Origin of the sequence: Alexandriicola marinus, assembly GCF_004000435.1 — a bacterium.
In the GTDB taxonomy this organism is placed as follows: Bacteria; Pseudomonadota; Alphaproteobacteria; order Rhodobacterales; family Rhodobacteraceae; genus Alexandriicola; species Alexandriicola marinus.
Window position 1 is genome coordinate 162,502 of the sequence record NZ_RBVZ01000004.1, and the last position, 17,594, is coordinate 180,095.

Genomic DNA, 17,594 nt, shown 5'->3' on the forward strand with positions numbered 1-17,594 from the left:
TGCGCGGCGGAGCTGGGTTTGCAGAGTTGAAAAGCTAACAGATCCGCGCCCGAGGGTCCAATCGGGCCCAGGACGTTCTCCGTGACTTGGACGCCAATCATCGCTAGGTTGACAATGCGCGGCGGAGACCCGCGCCTCGGAAAGGGAGGGTGTACAATGAGTTCCCATCATTCCGAAAAGGCCGCACATCTCCACCGGGAGTTGCACAGCCACCTGCCCCCGGACCCGGCGTTGCGCCTCAAGGCGCTGGAGACGGTGCTTGTCCGCAAAGGGTTCCTCGCCGAACACGCCGTCGACGACTGGCTTGACGATTATTCCGAAAACGTGGGGCCGATGAACGGTGCGCGCGTCATCGCACGGGCCTGGACCGACCCCGATTTCGCCGAGCGGCTGGCCGATGACAGCCCGGCCGCGTTTCACGCGCTGATCCCGACCATCGACAAGGGCTATCCGATCGTGGCGGTCTTCAACGGCCCGCAGGTCCACAACCTGATCGTGTGCACCCTGTGCTCCTGTTATCCGCTGGGGGTGCTGGGCATGTCGCCGTCATGGTACAAATCGGTCGAATACCGCGCCCGGGCCGTCCGCGACCCCCGGGGCGTTCTGGCCGAATTCGGCACCACCCTGCCGCCGGGCGTCGATGTCAGGGTCTGGGATTCGACCTCTGACAGGCGCTACATGGTCGTCCCCGAACGACCCCGGGGCACCGACGGCTGGAGCGAAGAGGCGCTGGCAGCCCTCGTCACCCGCAATTCGATGATCGGTACCGTCCGCGACCTGTCGCCCGTGGCGGACGGCAGCTGATGGATACGGTTCACGATCTGGGCGGAGTTCAGGGCTTTGGCCCGATCCCCAACACCGATGAAGACGACAGCCGCCTTTTCGCCGAGGAATGGAAGGCCCGGATCTGGGCCATTGCCATGATGTCGATGGGCCGGCTCCGGGCCGATGACACGGGCTGGACGCTGGATTGGTATCGCCATGTTCTGGAACGCCTACCGCCCGACCTTTATCTGCGGATGGATTATTTCGAGAAATGGATCCTCGCGATGATGGTGACCGCAATCGACGAGGGCATCGCGGAAATCGGGGATTTCCGGGGCGACGGGCCCGTGCCGGAACCCTTTGCCTACACGACGGCCACGCCCCTGATCCGCCAGGCCGAGACCCCGGGGCGCTTCGCGCCCGGTGACACCATCGTGACCCGGCGCGATCTGCCCTCGATGCATACCCGGCTCGCGCGGTACATGCGCGGGCGCAGGGGCGTCATCGAACGCGTGATCGGTCCGCAACCCCTGCCGGAACTGGCGGCAGAAGGCACTGTGCTGCGCGAACAGACCTATGTGGTCAGGTTTCGCATGGCCGAGCTTTGGCCCGAGGCCGAGGACAATGGCGACAGCCTCGTGACCGACATGTGGGACAGCTATATTGAGCCCGCCTGACGAAAGCCCCTCGCGCGGGACGCGCGCGCCGGACCCGGACAAGGGCACGCTCTTCGCCGAGCAATGGCATGCCGAGGTCATCGCCGTGATGGAACTGCTGGTGGCGGGCGGCCGGATTTCACCCGAGGACTGGTCGCGCGCATTGGGAGCCGAACTGGACCGCCGGCACGCCAGCGGCGCGCCCGACACCGATGCCACCTATTACGAGGCTTTTCTCGCGGTTCTGGAACAGGTCACCGCGGCAGGCCGCCTTGCCACCCCGTCCGAGATCGACCGCTGCGAAGCAGATTGGCGCGCGGCCTATCTCTCGACCCCGCATGGGCAGCCGGTCGTCCTGAAGGACCGTTAGTCGGCCAGCCAGCCCTTGAATCGCAGATCGGCCGATAGCTGCGCGATATCGCGCAGATCGCGTCCAACCGGGCTTGCCAGATCGTCAAGACCCATGAGCCCGGCGGGAATTGTCACCACCATGCGCAGCGCCGCATCGGGATCGATCCCCAGCACGTTGACCAGCCGCCAGAGACCCTCGGCCTGGCTCAGATGGGCGCCCGCGAGGCTCCCTTCGCTGTTGACCAGGCGCCCCTCCTCGAGCCTGAGCGTCGCGCCATACAGATCGAACCGGTCCGGCCCACCCACCGTCGGCATCGCGTCCGAGACAAGGAACATCCGGTCCGGCACGGGCCGCGCCCGAAGCGCAAGGCCGATCATCTCGTCGGCCACGTGAATGCCGTCGGCGATGATCCCGGCATGGGCATCGGAGTTGATCGCGGCCCCCACGACACCGGGCGCCCGGTTCTGCATCGGCGACATCGCGTTGAACAGATGCGTGAAACAGCGCGCGCCGGCGGCGAGGTATTCGCGGGTCGTGTCGGCATCGGTGTCGGAATGACCCAGCGAGACGACGACACCGGCCGCGGCGATGCGGGCCACCTGCGCCGGGGTCACGGCCTCGGGCGCCACGGTGATCATGATCTTCAGACCCGCCTGCCGGAGCCTCTCGAGATGATCGAGCGTCGCCTGTTCCATCGGACGGACATGCCGGGCGGCATGGGTGCCGCGCCGGGCCTGCGAGATGTGCGGCCCTTCGATATGCAGGCCGAGGATGCCGCGCTGCCCCTTGGCCGCGATCGCCGCGTCGACGACGCGGGCCAAAACCTCCGGGGCATCCGTGATCACGGTGGGCAGGATACCCACAGTGCCAAGCCCTCGGTGGGCCTCGGCGATCGCCATCATGCCGGCCAGATCGGGGCTGGTGTTCAGCAGGACCCCGCCGCCGCCATTGACCTGCAGGTCGATGAAGCCGGGGCTGAGAACACCGTCGATCACCTTGTGATCGGGCGGCGCATCATCGGCATGGGCGATCCGGTCGACCCTGCCATTGCGGATCACCAGCGCCGCACCCCGGCGCAGCTTTTGTCCGTCGAAGATGCTGTCGGGCACAAGCCAGGTCTCGCCCTCGTCACCCGTTTGCGCGGCGGAGTGGTCGGGCGAAAGGGTTCCCACAGATCGCGTGTCGCTCGTCATGTCTGGGCCTCCTGACTGGCGGCCAGCGCGGCCCCGCGTGCGCCGCTTGCGTCGCCACCTTCGGCCAGCACGATCGGCGGCACGCCAAAGCCGGGGATCTGCGCCTGTGCCAGCGCCTGTTCCAGTTCGCCGACAAGCCCGTCCACCCGGCTCAACCCGCCGCCCAGAACGATCACGTCCGGGTCGACTGCCTGGACAAGCGCCAGCGCCATATCGGCCGCAAGGTCGAGCCATGCGGCCCAGGACCGCCCCGCTCCCGGATCGGTTGCCCGGGCGGCGGCGACCTCTTCGGGGGTCATGTCGCGGCCCGCGACCTCGCGCGCCGTGCGGGCCAGACCGGGGCCGGAGACATAGCTTTCCACGCAGCCCCGGCGCCCGCAGCCGCACTCGCGCAGAGCGAGCCCGTGGGCCAGAAGGCCGGGGCCCGAGACCGGCATATGACCGAATTCACCGCCCGTGCCGGCAGGCCCGGGCCAGAGCGCGCCGCGATGGGCCACGCCGCCACCGACGCCGGTGCCCATGATCAGTGACATGACCGTGGCGTGACCACGGCCCGCGCCGAACACCGCCTCCGACAGCGCGAGCGCCCGGCAATCGTTGACATAGGTCACCCGGTGGCCCGCCGCGCGCGCGATATCGGCTGGCAGGGGCCGCCCCATCGCAGGCAGGTTGGCGGTAAAGGCGTTGCCCTCCGCATCGACAAGCCCCGCCGCACCGATCCCCACCGGGACGGCCTCGCCGGCCCTGTCCTGCACCCAGCGGACCTGTTCGGTCAGCATCGCGACAAGGGCGTCGTAGCTGGCGGGCGTCGCGTCGCGCCTGCGATCGACAAGGGCCCAGTCCTGATCGAAAAGCTGCACTTCGGATTTCGTGCCGCCAAGGTCGATGCCCGCCGCCCGGATCATGGTATGACCTCGTAAAGCGTGACCCCGGACACAACCCGCGTCAGCGTGCCCTGCCCCGCAAAGGGATCGTCGACGTTATAGCCCAGTTCTTCGGCCCAGAGGACCGAGGCCACCTGCGCGAAAAGCACCGCCAGCGGCGCGGCCCACAGCGGTCCGTCGGGCTGAGGCATGTCGATGTCGCCACCGGGGCCGATCACTGTCAGGCCCACTTGCGGAAACTGCGTGCGCAATTCGCGCACAAGATCGGCCTCATAGGCCGCACCCGGCGCTTCGGCCCCGGTCAGAACGACAATGCGTGTGTCCTCGGTGACGAAGGATTTCGGCCCATGGCGAAAGCCGAGGATCGAATCCCAAAGACACGGGATCGCTCCGGCAGACAATTCCATGACCTTGAGCGCGGATTCCCGCGCCGCGAAGGCCAGCGGTCCGGTTCCCAGAAAGACGGCGCGGGAGGGGGCCGGCCCCACCGCGCCCGCCAGCCCCGGCAGAAGACGCTCTGCCTCGTCGGCCGCGCGCGTCAGATGCGCGGGGTCTGCCACGCCGTCGGTGAACAGCATCAGCGCCGTCAGAAGCATCGTCGAGAAACTGCTCGTCATCGCGAAGCCGCTGTCATGGGTCGCCTCGGGCAGGACGATCACGCGGCTTTCGGCGCCACCCCGCGTGGCCAGAACGCTTGACCCGTTGCAGGTGATATTCAGGCGCGGCGCGTCCGGGGCGAGCGCATCCAGCGCATCGAGCGTGCCCACGCTTTCCGATGAATTGCCCGACCGCCCGAAACTGACGACAAGGGGCGTGCGCCCACGCAGATGATCCTGAGGCCGCGCGACAAGATCGGTCGATGGCACCGAGCGCAGGCGCGGCCCGCCGCGCTGTGCCTCGAGCCCGGCCACGATGATATCTCCGATATAGGCGCTGGTGCCTGCACCGGTGAACCAGACCTCGTCGATGTCCTGCGCTGCGATCCAGGCCCGGTGGGCCGCGAAATCGCAGGACGCGGCCCAGTCGCGCCAAATGCCGGGCTGGGCCATGATCTCACCCCAGGTGGCCCAGGTCTCGCGGGGTCCGGTCGTCATCGGGTCATCGTCACTTTGGACAGGGTCGCGGGCGCATCTGGATCGTGCCCCAGCGCCAGAGCGGCGTCGAGGATCACAGGATAGACCTGCCGCAGGATCGCAGCGGCGGCGGCCGCCGGCGTCAGGCCCGCCACAGCCGGGGCCACGCGATGCACATCCGTCCCGATCTCGCGGAACCGCGCGGCCGCATTGGCAAGGCTCTCGGAGGTGCCCGGCGCGCCGGTATCGAGCAGGATCACGGTCAGCGGATTGGTGGCCAGCTGCAGAGGCCCGTGCAGAACCTCGGAGGCGGAATAGGCCTCGGCATGGATGGCACAGGTTTCCTTGATCTTGAGGGCAAGTTCATGAGCCGCGCCGAAGCCGGTGCCACGGCCGACCACAAAGACATGACGCGCCGACAAGAGCGCCGCGCGCAGGGCATCATGGTCTGCGGCACTGAGCCGCCCCGCCTCGTCCATGGCCGAGACAGAGCCTACCAGTCGCGCGCCATAACCCGGGCTCAGCGCCGCGAGAAACGACAGACCCGCCGCGATCGAGCCGATCACGGTCTTGGTCGCGGGCACCGCCAGTTCGGGACCTGCGCCCACCGGGATCGTCAGATCGACGGCGGCCTCGACGGCGGAGCCGGCCACGTTGGTGATCGCCGCGACCCGGCCGCCCTGTTCGCGGATGCCCTGCGCCGCGCGCACCAGATCCTCGCTCGCGCCCGATTGCGACACCACCAGCCCCGCGGCCCCCGACATCGCAACGCCCGCGCCCACCGAAAAGATCGATGGCGGCATCGACGTCATCGGCAGGCCAAGTTCGGCCATGAATTCATAAGACAGGATATTGGCCACCGCATCGGATGACCCCCGCGCCACGGTGTAGAACGATTGCGCCCCGGCAAAGCCCGCTGCCTCGGCTTCAGCCGCCAGATCGAGTGAGGCCGCCCGCGCGAAAACGTCGGTCGCCTCATCGATCTCGGCGGCCATGTGCCGGCCCGGATCCGATTGTGTCATACTCATCCTTTCAGGCCGAAATCGTCGAATTCAGCCCATGTTTCCGTCAGGTCGACGACCTGCCCCGCAACCCGCGCCTCATCTAGCGCGAGCGCCGCGACCCCGGCCTCAAGCGCGTCGAGGATCGAGACCGGCAATTCCTGTGCCGCGCCGCGCAGGTAGGCCGCGATATCGTCGATCATCATGTGGTCGGCCCCATAATGGTGGCTGCGCCGCGCCTGTTCGCCCTGCGTATAGTCGTGATCCGCGTGAACGCTTCCGTCGCGCCGCGTCACCTTGAGAAAGCCACGCACGAAATCGCCCTCTGCCATACCATGGGTGCCGATCACGCAAAAGCGGCGATGCTCATCGGGCACGTTGAGGTTGGTGTGAAACGCAAGGCTGGCCCCGCTTTCATAGGACAGGATCGCCGTCTGGAAATCGATGATATCCCCGTCCGAACGGAACGGGTCGTCGACCGATTCCCAGACCGATTTCTTGACATGGAAGATCTCGTTTTCCGCGTTCGAGGCCGGCGCGTGATCGGGCAGGAACGACCGACGCCCGCCGAAACTGGCCACGCGTTTCGGTCGCGAGGCCGTGATCATGTTATAGAGATCGAGGTCATGGCAGCATTTCTCGAGCATGAAGCCGCCCGAATGTTCGACCATGCGCCGCCAGTCGCGCATGAAGAACGCACCGTGATAGGGCCCGATATGTTCGTTCGCCTCGAGAGAGGCGATCTGGCCCAGCGCGCCTTCGGCCATGGCGCGGCGCAGATCGACCATATGCTGGGAATAGCGCAGCACCAGCCCGACCATCAGCCGCGACGCGCCGCCATGCTTGCGCAGCAATTCGGCCAATTCCAGCGTTTCGGCGATCGAGGTGACGACCGGCTTTTCGGTGAAGATATGCGGCACATCCGCCTCGAGCCCCGCGCGGATCTGTTCAAGGTGAAACCGGTTGGGCGAACCCACGAAGTAGAGGTCGGGCTTCGTGGCCCTGAGCATCTCCTCGACGCTGTCAAAGCGGGGCACATCCTCGCCGATCATCTCCAGATGGGTGGGCTGCGGATCGAAATAACCGACGAATTCGACCTCCGGCATCGCCTCCTTGAGGATCGTGAGAACATGACCGGCGCGAAGGCCGATCCCTGCGGTTGCGACTTTCATCTTTGTCTCCTCAGGCGCTGAAGGCGGGGGCGGACTTGCGCCGCATGACACGGCCTGACGCGTCGAACAGGTGGCAGGCCGCCGGATCGACCGCAAGGCCAAGGTTTTCGCCTTCGCGCGCCGGGGCAACCCCGTCGAGCGAGGCGCAGAACCGCACATCGCGCCCCACCGTGCCATAGGCCAGCGTCACGCCGCCCAGCCGTTCGATGACGCGCACCGACAGATCGAGCCCCGTGCCAAGGTCCAGATCCTCGGGCCGGATGCCCACCTCGACCCTGTCGCCCTTGGCAGCACCGTTCGTGTCGACCGGCAGGACAAGCCGTCCGCCGCCATCGAGATCGACAGCCGCGCCGCTGCCATCCAGATCGGCGATGACACCGGGAACGAGGTTCATGTTGGGTTGCCCGATGAACCCCGCGACGAATTTCGTCGCCGGGTGGTGATACAGTTCCATCGGCGTGCCGAATTGCTCGACTCGCCCGTTGTTGAGCACGACAATCCGATCCGCCATCGTCATGGCTTCGATCTGGTCATGGGTGACATAGACCATCGTCGCACTCAGCTGGCGGTGAAGCTGCGACAGCTCGACCCGCATGTCGCCGCGCAGCGCGGCATCGAGGTTCGACAGAGGTTCGTCGAAGAGAAAGACCTTGGGCTCGCGCACGATCGACCGGCCGATGGCCACCCGCTGACGCTGCCCGCCCGAAAGCTGGCCGGGCTTGAGGTGCAACTTGTCCGTCAGCTGCAGGATCTCGGCGGCGCGCTGAACCCGGGTCTTCATCTCGGCCTTCGGCATTTTCTGCACATGCAGCGGAAAGGCAATGTTCTCGAAGACCGACAGATGCGGGTAGAGCGCGTAGGACTGGAACACCATCGAGATGCCTCTCTCGACGGGATGCGCGGTGCTCACGTCGGCGCCGTCGATGACGATCCGGCCCGATGTCGCCTCTTCCAGCCCCGCGATGATCCGCAGAAGCGTGGACTTGCCACAGCCCGAGGGGCCGACGAAGACCACGAATTCCTTGTCCCGGATCGCGAGGTCGATGTCGTGCAGCACCTGTGCGGGTCCGAACGACTTGCTGATATGATCGAGATTGAGAGTGGCCAAGGGTCTGTCCTGTCGCTGAACGGCGTTGTTCGGAAGGCCCCCGGGCGACGGCGATCCGCCGCCCGGGGAGATGCGCGATCAGAGCGCGTCGTCGAGCTCTTCACCGGCGATGGTGACGAGGTTGTCGACGGTGTCATCCTCGAGAAGGATGCCCTGCACCATGTTGGTGAAGACCGACTGGAGCGATTTGAAATCCTCCACGAGCGGCTCCGGACCACCGGCTGCGATCCCCGCGGTGAAGACCTCCCAGAAGGCGTCGCCCACGTAATAGGGATCCTCATAGCCCAGGTTCTCGTACTGGAAGATCGGGGTCAGGCCCCACGACTGGTCCAGCTCGTACTGGGCATCGCCCGACGCGAGCGCCTGTGCCAGTTCCTGCGCAAGGTCCTCGTGGCCCGACCCCTTGAACACGACAAGGCTGTCGGTGATCAGGATGGTGCCGCTGCTGCCCGAGGGGCCGGCCGGAACGGGAACTGTGATCGCGTTGATGTCTTCGTTGTGCTGTCCACGGCCCCAGGGCCCCTGAACATACATGCCGATCTGCTGGTCGTTGAACAGATCGCGCAGCTGGTCACGTTCCCATGCGGTCGGGCCTTCCTGCGCGACACTGGCCAGACGGCCATAGAATTCCAGCGTCTCGCGGGTCTGCTGGCTGTCGAGCATGTTCTCGCCGGTTTCCGTGTCGATCACCACACCCCCGTTGGAATACAGGTAGTTGAGGAACTGGTGCATCGTGTTGTCGAAATCCTTGCCGGCAAGGCCGATCCCTGCCGCATCGGTATTGTTGTGGATGGCCTCGGCCATCGCATACATCTCGTCCCATGTGGCGGGTGCTTCGCAGGCCACGCCCGCCGCTTCGGCCAGATCGCAGTTGATGTAGAGCGCCTTGGTCGAGAAGGCATGCGGATAGCCCCAGCGGGTGCCTTCGATCGTGACGGTGTTCAGGATGCCCGGCTGGTAGGCGTCTTCCCATTCGGCGGGGATCTCGGCCGGCACGATCAGGTCGTTGTTGGCCAGCTGGCGCAGGGTCCGGCTGCCCATATAGGCGATCGAGGGCGGATCACCGGCTGCGGCCAGCGTCAGCGACTTGTCCTGGCAGGTGCCCCACGGAACGGCTTCCATGTTGACGGTCACGCCGTCACGTTCGGCCACGAACGCGTCGATCACGGCCTGATCGGCCTCGCGCACTTCGCCGCCGCACATGATGAAGTGCAGTTCAGTGCCATGCGCATCCGCGACCGCGGACAAAGCCGAACCCGTCAGAAGGACGGCTCCGAGTGACAGTGTTTTCAAGGTTTTCATTTGGTTCTCCCTAGTTGGACCTTGGTTCTTCATTCCTTGACCGCGCCGGCGGTCAGCCCGGCCACGAGGTATTTCTGCAAGAAGAGGAAGATCAGCATCACCGGCAGAACTCCGGTCAGCGATGCCGCCATCATCTCGTTCCAGGTGACATCCTGGTATCCGATGAATTCGTAAAGACCGGCCGGAAGCGGCTGGTATTCGCGCACCTGATTGAAGGTGATCGCAAAGAGGAACTGCTGCGCATAAGCGGTGATGAAGACGGCGGTCGACACAACGATCAGGCCCGGAACCGCCAGCGGCAGCACGACGCGGCGCAGCGTGTAGAGGCGGCTGGCGCCGTCGACATAGGCCGCCTCTTCCAGTTCGCGCGGGATTTTCTCGAGATAGGATCTCAGAAGCCAGATGCCCGTCGGGATCAGGAAGGCCACGCCCGGCACGATCATTGCCCAATAGGTATTCAACAGCCCCAGCGTCCTCAGGACCCGGTAAAGCGGGATCAGGAGCACCGCGCCCGTGAACATGTTGACGGCCAGAAAGATGCCCAGCGTCGCGTTCTTCATGGGGAATTGCAGCCGCGCAAAGGCATAGGCCGCAGGCACCACGAAGATCAGCGTGATCAGCGTCACCATGGTGGAGATGTAGATCGAGTTGAGGATGTAGCGCCCCAGAAGCGGAACCGTTTCCCACATCCGGGAATAGGCATCGAACGAGAAGTCGTCCCCCCAGAACCGGTAGGGTGTCGAGAACAGATGCTCCAGCGGGCGGAGCGAGACGACGAACATTTCGACGAAGGGCAGCAGGATGAAGGCCAGAAAGATCGCGACGCCGATATAGAGGCCGATCTTCTGAAGCAGGGTGTAACGGTCCATCATCGGATTACTTCGCCCCGTATCTGCGGTTCACCTTGTTCAGGAAGAACAGGTAGATGAGTGAGAAGATCGCCAGCAGGATCACGATGATCACCGCGCGCGCTGCGCCCTCGCCGAACTTGTAGTTGCCGATCGCGGTCTTGTAGGTGTCGACGATCAGCGTCGTCGTGGCGCCGCGCGGCCCGCCCTGCGTCAGGATCCAGATGATCTCGAAGCTGTTGAACGTCCAGATCGCGGAAAGCAGCGCCATCGACACGATCACCGGCATGATCTGAGGGATCGTGATCCGGCGGAAGCGGTACCAGCGCCCTGCCCCGTCGACCCATGCGGCCTCGTAGAGATCGCGGCTGACACCCTGCATCGCCGCAAGGAAGAACAGCGTCACCATCGGCGTGCCGATCCAGACATCGGTGACGATCGCCGAATAGAAGGCGGAGCTTTTGTAAGCGAGAAACTCGAACGGGCCGTCGATGATGCCGAACCGCTGGAGCATGCCGGAAATCAGCCCGAAATGCCCGTTGTAGAGCCACAGCCAGCCGAAACATCCGATCGCGATCGGGATGACCCAGGGCGGCATGACCAGAACGCGGAACAGGGCCCGGCCCGGGATTGCCGCATTCAGAAGCGTGGCGCCGATCAGCCCGAGGATCAGCTTGAGCCCCACCGACAGGAACATCCAGTAGAACGTGCGCAAGACAGTGTCGTGAAACCGCCGGCTTTCGGCAAGATCGGTGTAATTGGCCAGCCCGACCCATTCCTCACCGCCCAGATCGGCCTCGAGAAAGGACAGACGCACCGTTTCGGCCAGCGGCCAGGCCACGATGACGGCGATGAAGATGACGGCTGGCGCAACCAGAAGCCATGCGAACCACGCCTCGGGCAAGGCGCGACGCGCGGCCTTGACGCGCTGTTTCGGAGCATTGTCCGCCGATATCTCCGCCACATGACCCTCCGGCTGCTGATGGCGCCTTGGGGCGCTCGAATCGCTTGCTTGACGAAATGATACCAAGAACGGTTCACCATGCTACCCAAATAATACCAAAATATCAGAAGCCAAAAATTTCTATACTTTTCAGATTATTACATTTAGACCCTCAGTTTCTCCTTTTCCTTTCTCTCAATTTGGTATTATTATGAAGATACCAATACAGGATACTCCCGTGCCCGAATCTCTCGACTCACTCTTCCATCCGGACGCCTGGTTCCGGCCCGGTGGCGGCTCCAGATACCTGCAACTCGCGCGCCATCTGGCCGCGGCGATCAAGGCCGGCCGGCTTGAGCCGCAGCAGCAATTGCCGCCTGAACGCGACCTTGCCGAGATCGCGGAGGTCAGCCGGGTGACGGTTCGAAAGGCGATCGCGGAACTGGTGACCTCGGGTCTTGTGGCACAGCGCCGGGGCGCCGGGACCTTTGTTCTGGGAACGGCCCCCAAGACGGAACATTCGCTCCTCAGCCTCGTGTCGTTCTCCGAGAACATGCAGGCTCAAGGCCGGACATCGAGCAGCGAGGTTCTGGGCCGTGGCCTTTTCCCCCCCAGCCCCGACGAGATGATGACACTGGGCCTGTCGTCGAGACAGCAGGTCGCCCGGATCGACCGACTGCGCAGCGCCGACGGCACGCCTATGGCGGTCGAACGCTCGTCCCTGCCCGCCGATGTGTTGCCCGATCCCAGTGCGGTCGGCGCATCGCTCTATGCGGTTCTGAGGCAGAACAATCAGGCGCCCAGCCGCGCGATCCAGCGGGTCAAGGCGGTCAATGCCGGCGTGCAGGATGCGCAATTGCTGGGCGTGCCCGAAGGCACCGCGATCCTCAGCATCGATCGCACCGCCTTTCACGCCACGGGTCGGCCGATCGAGTTTACCCGGGGGCTCTACCGTTCCGACATCTACGACTTCGTCAACGAGCTGCGCCCCGAACATTGAGGGGTGCGTTTTCACTTCATTTCCAAGAGGTTGACCATGGAATTCGACGCCCGCATCGATGCCCCCCTGATCCGGTGCACCGTGACAAGCGACAGGTCGCTGGCCGCCCCTGTCCTGTGTTTTTCCTGCATGGCGCCGATACGGGTGGTCGATGGCGGCGAACGGATCGCGGCGCTTGGCGGCTATGCCGAGGTCCGGCTCCCGGACCTGTCGCCCGGCACGCCGCACCACCTGACCCTGCGGCACGACAACCCCGACTACGCCCCGACCAACAGGGCATGGCTGCCGCTGGGGGCCTATCTTCGCAGCGACGACGGCCCGATTGCGCTGCCGCCCCTGCCCGCGGGCGTCCGGCCCCGGCCCTTTCGTGCCGACGGCCCTGCCCCCGCCCTGCGCCTGTGCCCCCAACCCCGCGGCTTTGCGCCGACCGGGGGCACGCTGAAGGCCGACAGCTTTCGCGCGGCCCCCGACCTTCTGGTCGGGGTCGACGCGCTGGCGCGGCGGACGGGGCTGGGCGCATTCCTTGATGACGCAGGCGTGCCACTGGATCTCAGGCCGAACGCGGGCTGCGCGCCCGAAGGCTACCGGCTCGAGATCACGCCCGAGGGGGTCACGCTTCATCACCGGGACGAGGCAGGCGCCCGGCATGGCGCGATCACGCTTCTGACGCTGCGCACGACCCACGGCGGCCGCCTGCCCTGCGGCGAGATCGAGGATGCACCGCGTTTCGAATGGCGCGGACAACACCTTGATTGCGCGCGCCATTTCTACGAAGTCGACACGATCCTCAGGCTTCTGGACCTGATGGCCCTGATGAAGCTGAACCGCTTTCACTGGCATTTTGCCGATGACGAGGCGGTCCGGCTTGACCTGCCCCGGCTGCCCGAACTGCGCCGGACACATATTCGCGGCGAAGGGGAGCTGTTGCCGGGGCTGTTCGGCGGCGGCATCCGGTCGGGCGGCGGCTATTCGCGCGCAGATGCCGAACGGATCATCGCCCATGCGCAGGATCTGGGGATCGAGGTGATGCCCGAAATCGAGGTGCCGGCCCATGCGCTGGCGCTCGCGCGGGTCTATCCCGGCACCCGCGACCCGAACGACGCGGGCACCGAGGTTTCGGTTCAGGGATACCCCGAGAACGTCATGAACCCGGCGATGGAGGAAAGCTGGCGCATCTGGGAGGCGATGGTCGCCGACGTGGCGGCGATCTTTCCCTTTGGCGTCATCCATCTGGGCTGCGACGAGCTGCCGCCGGGCGCGTGGGCCGGCTCGCCCGCCGCCGAGGCGCTCAAGACGCGCGAGGGGCTGGACACCACCGACGATCTTCAGGGCTGGATCATGCACCGCCTGGCAGGCCGTGTCGCCGGGATGGGCCGCGTTCCCGCCGCATGGGAGGAGGCCGCACGCGGCGCGCAGGGCATCGGCCACCAGGCCATCCTCTTCAGCTGGACGGGTCAGGGCCCGGGCCTCGATGCCGCGCGCGCGGGCCATCCGGTGGTGATGACCCCGGGGCAGCACCTCTACCTCGACATGGCCCATACCGACGATCCCGAAGACTGGGGGGCCAGCTGGGCCGCGATCATCGGGCTGGAGGACACGATCGCATGGGAGCCGGTGCCCGACGACGAACCCGAGCTTGAAGACCGGATCATCGGCGTTCAGGCGACGTTCTGGTCGGAATTCACCACCCGTGACGCCGAAATGGAGCCGATGCTCGCGCCCCGCATCCTCGGGCCCGCGATGATGGGCTGGCAGGCGCGCGGGACGCCCGATCCGGGCGTTCTTTCCGCACTGGCGCAGGAGTATCGGGCGATCTTCGATGCGATGGGCTGGCGCCATGCGATGGCGTGACGGCTCAACCGTCCATCCAAGCCGCGACAAGCGCCCGCGAGGTCCGCAGGAACCGCGCATTGCGCGCCTCGGCCCCCGGCTCGCCCATGCGCGGCACGATCCAGCCCAGATAGGTCACCGCCCGCAGGGCGAGGAACAGATCAAGCGGAGCCGCATCGATCTTTCGCCGGGACAGGTAGCCGGTCAGAAGCGCCTGCCGCAGTTCGGGAAACTCCGGCGCCTCGACCGATTTGATCAGGGCCGTGGCCAGATCGAAAAGCCGGAACCCGAAGCCGCCATCATCGAAATCGATGAGGAAGAGCGTGTCGCCCGCGACAAGAATGTTCTCGCCCACCAGATCGGCATGGATCAGCCCATGATCGAGCCGCCCCTCAAGACGGGACAGCGCCACGGCGGCCCTGTCGCGAAACTGTTCTAACAGGGCGCGGTCCCCCGGCGCGAGGGTCGGATTTTCCCAGAACCGCCCCCAAAGCGGCGCCTCCCCCACCAGCCCCGCCGTATCCCATGACCAGCGGGTGAACCCCGGCCCCGGCTGCCAGTCGTCACAGGCTGCGTGCAGGCGGGCCATCTCGGCCCCGATGCGGGAAAAGAGCGCCGCCCGTGACGCGCCGTCCAGCGCATGATCGGACAGGGGCGATCCCGACAACCAGTCGAGCATATCGCAGTGCGTTCCGCAGACCGCATGCAGCAGGCCGCCATCTGCGGCGGCCACGGGGGCCGCGACCGCGATCCCGCGCCGGGCGAGCGCCTGCGTCCAGTCAAGCTCGGATCGCAGCTCTTCCGCCGTCCGGTAGCCCGGACGATGAAGCCGCAGGGCATATCGGCGACCATCGTGATCGACGCGGTAGACCTTGTTTTCCCGCTCGGCGACGAGCGTGGCGCGAGCCCCGTCCATCCCCCAAAGGGCCAGCGCCTGATCGACCACCTTCATGGCGCGAGCGGCGTTTCCTCCAGCACCGCGTCAAGCGTGTCGATCAACAGATCGACATGGTCGGTGCCAAAGGGCATCGGCGGGCGGATCTTGAGCGTGTTGCGGTGCCGGCCCAGTTTCGACAGGAGGATCCCGCGATGGCGCAGCGCATTGACCACCCTGTCGGCGAAGGCGGTGGCAGGTGTCTTGTTCTCCCGGTCAAGGACGAACTCTGCCCCGAAGACCAGCCCCTCTCCGCGGATGTCGCCGATCGCCTCGTGCCGTGTGGCCAGATCGGCAAGGCGCGCCTTTGCATCGGCGCCGACATTTCGGGCATTCTCCATCAGGGCCTTGTCCTCGATTTCGTCGAGCACGGCCATCGCCGCCGCACAGGAGACGGGATTGCCACCGAAGGTATTGAAATAGCGAAATCCTTCGCGGAATTCGGCCATGACCTCGGCCCGGGTGACGACGCCGCCGACCGGGTGCCCGTTTGCCATGGGTTTGCCCATGGTGACGATGTCCGGGATCACACCCATCCTCTCGTGCGCCCAGAAATGGCCGCCCGTGCGGCCGAAGCCCGATTGCACCTCGTCACAGATCAGAAGCCCGCCTTCGCGCCGGACGAGATCGGCCAAGGGCGCGAGCCAGCCGGGCGGCAGATCGGGAAAGCCTTCGTTCAGGAAGAAAGGGCAGACGACAAGCGCGGCAAATCCGTGGCCAGCCGCTTTGTGTTCCTCGATCCGGGCGGCCACCTCGGCCGCGAAAAGGCGGCCATCCGGGTCGGGCCTGCGAAAGCTGTCGGGGGCCGCCACAAAGCGGAAATACCGGTCGAGCCCGAACCCGACCTCGGGCACGTTCGACCGGCTGAGCTGACTGACCAGCGCCGTATTGCCATGATAGGTCGCATCCGTCGCGATCACGCCGCGCCCGCCGGTCACCGCCTCGGCCATGCGCAGGGCGATGTCATTGGCCTCGGACCCGGTGCAGGTCAGGATCGCGGTCGAGAGGCTGTCATCCATCGTGGCCGTCAACCGCTCGATATAGTCGAGGATTCCCTCGTGGAGATAGCGGGTATGGGTGTTCAACGTCCCCGCCTGACGGCAGATCGCCTCGGTCACGCGCGGGTTGCAATGCCCCACATGGGGCACGTTGTTGTAGCAATCGAGATAGCGCCGGCCCTCGGCGTCCCAGAGCCACACGCCCTCGCCCCGCACGATATGAACCGGGTCGTCATAGAAGGTCGCGACATTGGGGCCCAGAAGGCGCGCGCGATCGGCCAGAAGTGCCTCGGGCGTGCGCGTCACGGCGCGACCTTGACCGTGCCATCGGCGATCCAGCCATCGAGGATCGCCAGAACAGCCTCGGCAAAGGCGGGGTCGTTGATATGGGCGGCCACTTCGGTGACGGGCACATTGATCTCGGCGCGGACAGCCTCGATCATCGCGGCGAGGCCCTCAGGATCGTAGGCAGGCTCGCCCGGCTGATCCCATTCCTCGACCCCGTTCAGCGGCATGACGAAATGCACCGGGCCCATCGCCTGATCGAGCCGGGCCGAGATGTCGCGGATCAGTGCGCGGCGTTCGTCGGGGGCAAGGCCCGAAGATTTGATCAACCGGTTGTGGGCATGAAAGGGGCGGTCGGCAAAGGCGGGCGGAATGTCCTGCCAGCCCGCGAAATCGATCAGGTCCGCGCAACCCGGGCTCACGATCTGTGGCACCGCCTGACGGCCCGCGTTCAACAGCCGCTCCGGTCCCGCGTTGACGACAGAGCCCACCATCAGGTTGCCCAGTTCCGGCAGCGCAAGATCGAGAACGGCGGCGAAATAGCCTTCGCGGGCCAGCGCCTCGAAGGCCATGCCACCCATGCCGGTCGCGTGGAACACGGCCACTTCGAAGCCCCGGGCCTCCAGCGGCTCCTTGAGGAGTTTCATGTAGCGCAGGCAGGAGGACCCGAGGCTCGTCATCCCGATGACCGGGCGATCCCTCTTGGGCGGTTCGACCGCCTCGGCAGCACCCAGAACCGCGCCCGCGGCCTGACTGAGCGAGGATTTGCAGACCGAGTTCAGGCCGTAGAGCCCCCCCGCCCAGAGGATCATCTGCACGTCCGGCGACAGCCGGTCGGCCGGGATCAGCGGCGAGAAAGACACGGTCGAGACCACGTATTTCGGCACGCCCAGTGGCAGCGCCTGACAACAATCCAGCACCAGATCCGTCCCCATGGTGCCGCCAAGGCCCACCATGCCGTCGATCCGACCCTCCGCGTGAAGCCGCGCGGTCAGCGTCGCGGCCCCCTTTGCCATGAGCTGCATGGCAAGGTTCTCGTCGCCCGCATCGATTGCGTCCTGAATGGTCTTGCCTGCTGCCCGGGCCACCTCGTGTTTCGAGATGTCGGTCGGTTGCGTCGGGTCGCCCAGAACGCTCACATCCATCGAGATGACGTCGCCACCCCGGTCGCGGATGCGACCGCAGAGATACGCCAACTCGTCATCCTTCGTGTCGTAGGTGCCGATCACCAGGATCGTCTTGGTCATGTC

The 17,594-nt window shown here is 65.9% G+C and carries 17 protein-coding genes; 5 read left to right on the top strand and 12 right to left on the bottom strand.

The window, feature by feature from the left end; genetic code table 11:
• Positions 1 to 156: 156 nt before the first annotated feature.
• From nthA to EP376_RS14885, 3 genes are read left to right on the top strand one after another with little or no spacing between them, the layout of a single operon-like run.
• Positions 157 to 804, top strand: a complete 648-nt coding sequence (gene nthA / locus EP376_RS14875; RefSeq protein WP_127656404.1) for a nitrile hydratase subunit alpha — start codon at positions 157 to 159, stop codon at positions 802 to 804.
• Positions 804 to 1,442, top strand: a complete 639-nt coding sequence (locus EP376_RS14880; RefSeq protein ID WP_127656405.1) for an SH3-like domain-containing protein — start codon at positions 804 to 806, stop codon at positions 1,440 to 1,442. Before nthA ends, EP376_RS14880 begins: the two co-directional genes overlap by 1 nt.
• Positions 1,429 to 1,791, top strand: a complete 363-nt coding sequence (locus EP376_RS14885; RefSeq protein WP_203330946.1) for a nitrile hydratase accessory protein — start codon at positions 1,429 to 1,431, stop codon at positions 1,789 to 1,791. Before EP376_RS14880 ends, EP376_RS14885 begins: the two co-directional genes overlap by 14 nt.
• Here the strand turns inward: EP376_RS14885 and EP376_RS14890 are convergent.
• From EP376_RS14890 to EP376_RS14930, 9 genes are all read right to left on the bottom strand, one after another.
• A complete protein-coding gene (locus EP376_RS14890) occupies positions 1,788 to 2,966 on the bottom strand; it encodes an N-acetylglucosamine-6-phosphate deacetylase (RefSeq protein WP_238928775.1) in 1,179 nt (392 codons plus the stop codon). The genes EP376_RS14885 and EP376_RS14890 overlap by 4 nt on opposite strands.
• On the bottom strand, positions 2,963 to 3,871 hold the full coding sequence (locus EP376_RS14895) for an ROK family protein (RefSeq protein ID WP_238928776.1): 909 nt from the start codon (positions 3,869 to 3,871) through the stop codon (positions 2,963 to 2,965). Before EP376_RS14895 ends, EP376_RS14890 begins: the two co-directional genes overlap by 4 nt.
• Positions 3,868 to 4,944, bottom strand: a complete 1,077-nt coding sequence (locus EP376_RS14900) for an SIS domain-containing protein (protein ID WP_127656406.1) — start codon at positions 4,942 to 4,944, stop codon at positions 3,868 to 3,870. The genes EP376_RS14895 and EP376_RS14900 overlap by 4 nt, the downstream gene beginning before the upstream one ends.
• Positions 4,941 to 5,945 (bottom strand): SIS domain-containing protein, encoded by a 1,005-nt coding sequence (locus EP376_RS14905; protein WP_164744944.1) that lies wholly within the window; start codon positions 5,943 to 5,945, stop codon positions 4,941 to 4,943. Before EP376_RS14905 ends, EP376_RS14900 begins: the two co-directional genes overlap by 4 nt.
• A gap of 2 nt (positions 5,946 to 5,947) precedes the next feature.
• Positions 5,948 to 7,096: a Gfo/Idh/MocA family protein gene (locus EP376_RS14910; RefSeq protein WP_127656407.1), complete on the bottom strand. Its 1,149-nt coding sequence runs from the start codon at positions 7,094 to 7,096 to the stop codon at positions 5,948 to 5,950.
• A gap of 10 nt (positions 7,097 to 7,106) precedes the next feature.
• Positions 7,107 to 8,204, bottom strand: coding sequence for an ABC transporter ATP-binding protein (locus EP376_RS14915; protein ID WP_127656408.1), 1,098 nt, complete (start codon positions 8,202 to 8,204; stop codon positions 7,107 to 7,109).
• A 78-nt stretch (positions 8,205 to 8,282) separates the two neighbouring features.
• On the bottom strand, positions 8,283 to 9,506 hold the full coding sequence (locus tag EP376_RS14920) for an ABC transporter substrate-binding protein (RefSeq protein ID WP_127656409.1): 1,224 nt from the start codon (positions 9,504 to 9,506) through the stop codon (positions 8,283 to 8,285).
• Between the two features lie 29 nt (positions 9,507 to 9,535).
• On the bottom strand, positions 9,536 to 10,375 hold the full coding sequence (locus EP376_RS14925) for a carbohydrate ABC transporter permease (RefSeq protein WP_255537536.1): 840 nt from the start codon (positions 10,373 to 10,375) through the stop codon (positions 9,536 to 9,538).
• Positions 10,376 to 10,382: 7 nt separating this feature from the next.
• Positions 10,383 to 11,318, bottom strand: a complete 936-nt coding sequence (locus EP376_RS14930) for a carbohydrate ABC transporter permease (RefSeq protein ID WP_127656411.1) — start codon at positions 11,316 to 11,318, stop codon at positions 10,383 to 10,385.
• Between the two features lie 217 nt (positions 11,319 to 11,535).
• On the opposite strand from EP376_RS14930, the gene EP376_RS14935 reads away from it, so the two are divergent.
• Positions 11,536 to 12,297 (top strand): GntR family transcriptional regulator, encoded by a 762-nt coding sequence (locus EP376_RS14935; protein ID WP_240652469.1) that lies wholly within the window; start codon positions 11,536 to 11,538, stop codon positions 12,295 to 12,297.
• Positions 12,298 to 12,333: 36 nt separating this feature from the next.
• Entirely contained in the window at positions 12,334 to 14,148 is a 1,815-nt protein-coding gene (locus EP376_RS14940; protein WP_127656413.1) for a beta-N-acetylhexosaminidase, read from the top strand.
• A 4-nt stretch (positions 14,149 to 14,152) separates the two neighbouring features.
• Here the strand turns inward: EP376_RS14940 and EP376_RS14945 are convergent, their stop codons facing one another.
• Genes EP376_RS14945 through EP376_RS14955 form a run of 3 tightly spaced genes read right to left on the bottom strand, consistent with a single transcriptional unit; the run spans position 14,153 to position 17,591 of the window.
• Complete coding sequence (locus tag EP376_RS14945) at positions 14,153 to 15,079, bottom strand: phosphotransferase enzyme family protein (RefSeq protein ID WP_127656414.1); 927 nt, start codon at positions 15,077 to 15,079, stop codon at positions 14,153 to 14,155.
• Entirely contained in the window at positions 15,076 to 16,365 is a 1,290-nt protein-coding gene (locus EP376_RS14950) for an aspartate aminotransferase family protein (protein WP_127656415.1), read from the bottom strand. The genes EP376_RS14945 and EP376_RS14950 overlap by 4 nt, the downstream gene beginning before the upstream one ends.
• Positions 16,362 to 17,591 carry a Tm-1-like ATP-binding domain-containing protein gene (locus EP376_RS14955; protein WP_127656416.1) on the bottom strand — a complete coding sequence of 410 codons (1,230 nt, stop codon included), beginning with the start codon at positions 17,589 to 17,591 and terminating at the stop codon, positions 16,362 to 16,364. Before EP376_RS14955 ends, EP376_RS14950 begins: the two co-directional genes overlap by 4 nt.
• Positions 17,592 to 17,594: the final 3 nt, after the last annotated feature.

Bases quoted from the DNA above. Each gene is read 5' to 3' on its own strand.
- nthA (WP_127656404.1), top strand. From the start codon at position 157: ATGAGTTCCCATCATTCCGAAAAGGCCGCACATCTCCACCGGGAGTTG.
- EP376_RS14880 (WP_127656405.1), top strand. From the start codon at position 804: ATGGATACGGTTCACGATCTGGGCGGAGTTCAGGGCTTTGGCCCGATC.
- EP376_RS14890 (WP_238928775.1), bottom strand. From the start codon at position 2,966: ATGACGAGCGACACGCGATCTGTGGGAACCCTTTCGCCCGACCACTCC.
- EP376_RS14895 (WP_238928776.1), bottom strand. From the start codon at position 3,871: ATGATCCGGGCGGCGGGCATCGACCTTGGCGGCACGAAATCCGAAGTG.
- EP376_RS14900 (WP_127656406.1), bottom strand. From the start codon at position 4,944: ATGACGACCGGACCCCGCGAGACCTGGGCCACCTGGGGTGAGATCATG.
- EP376_RS14905 (WP_164744944.1), bottom strand. From the start codon at position 5,945: ATGACACAATCGGATCCGGGCCGGCACATGGCCGCCGAGATCGATGAG.
- EP376_RS14910 (WP_127656407.1), bottom strand. From the start codon at position 7,096: ATGAAAGTCGCAACCGCAGGGATCGGCCTTCGCGCCGGTCATGTTCTC.
- EP376_RS14920 (WP_127656409.1), bottom strand. From the start codon at position 9,506: ATGAAAACCTTGAAAACACTGTCACTCGGAGCCGTCCTTCTGACGGGT.
- EP376_RS14925 (WP_255537536.1), bottom strand. From the start codon at position 10,375: ATGGACCGTTACACCCTGCTTCAGAAGATCGGCCTCTATATCGGCGTC.
- EP376_RS14940 (WP_127656413.1), top strand. From the start codon at position 12,334: ATGGAATTCGACGCCCGCATCGATGCCCCCCTGATCCGGTGCACCGTG.
- EP376_RS14945 (WP_127656414.1), bottom strand. From the start codon at position 15,079: ATGAAGGTGGTCGATCAGGCGCTGGCCCTTTGGGGGATGGACGGGGCT.
- EP376_RS14955 (WP_127656416.1), bottom strand. From the start codon at position 17,591: ATGACCAAGACGATCCTGGTGATCGGCACCTACGACACGAAGGATGAC.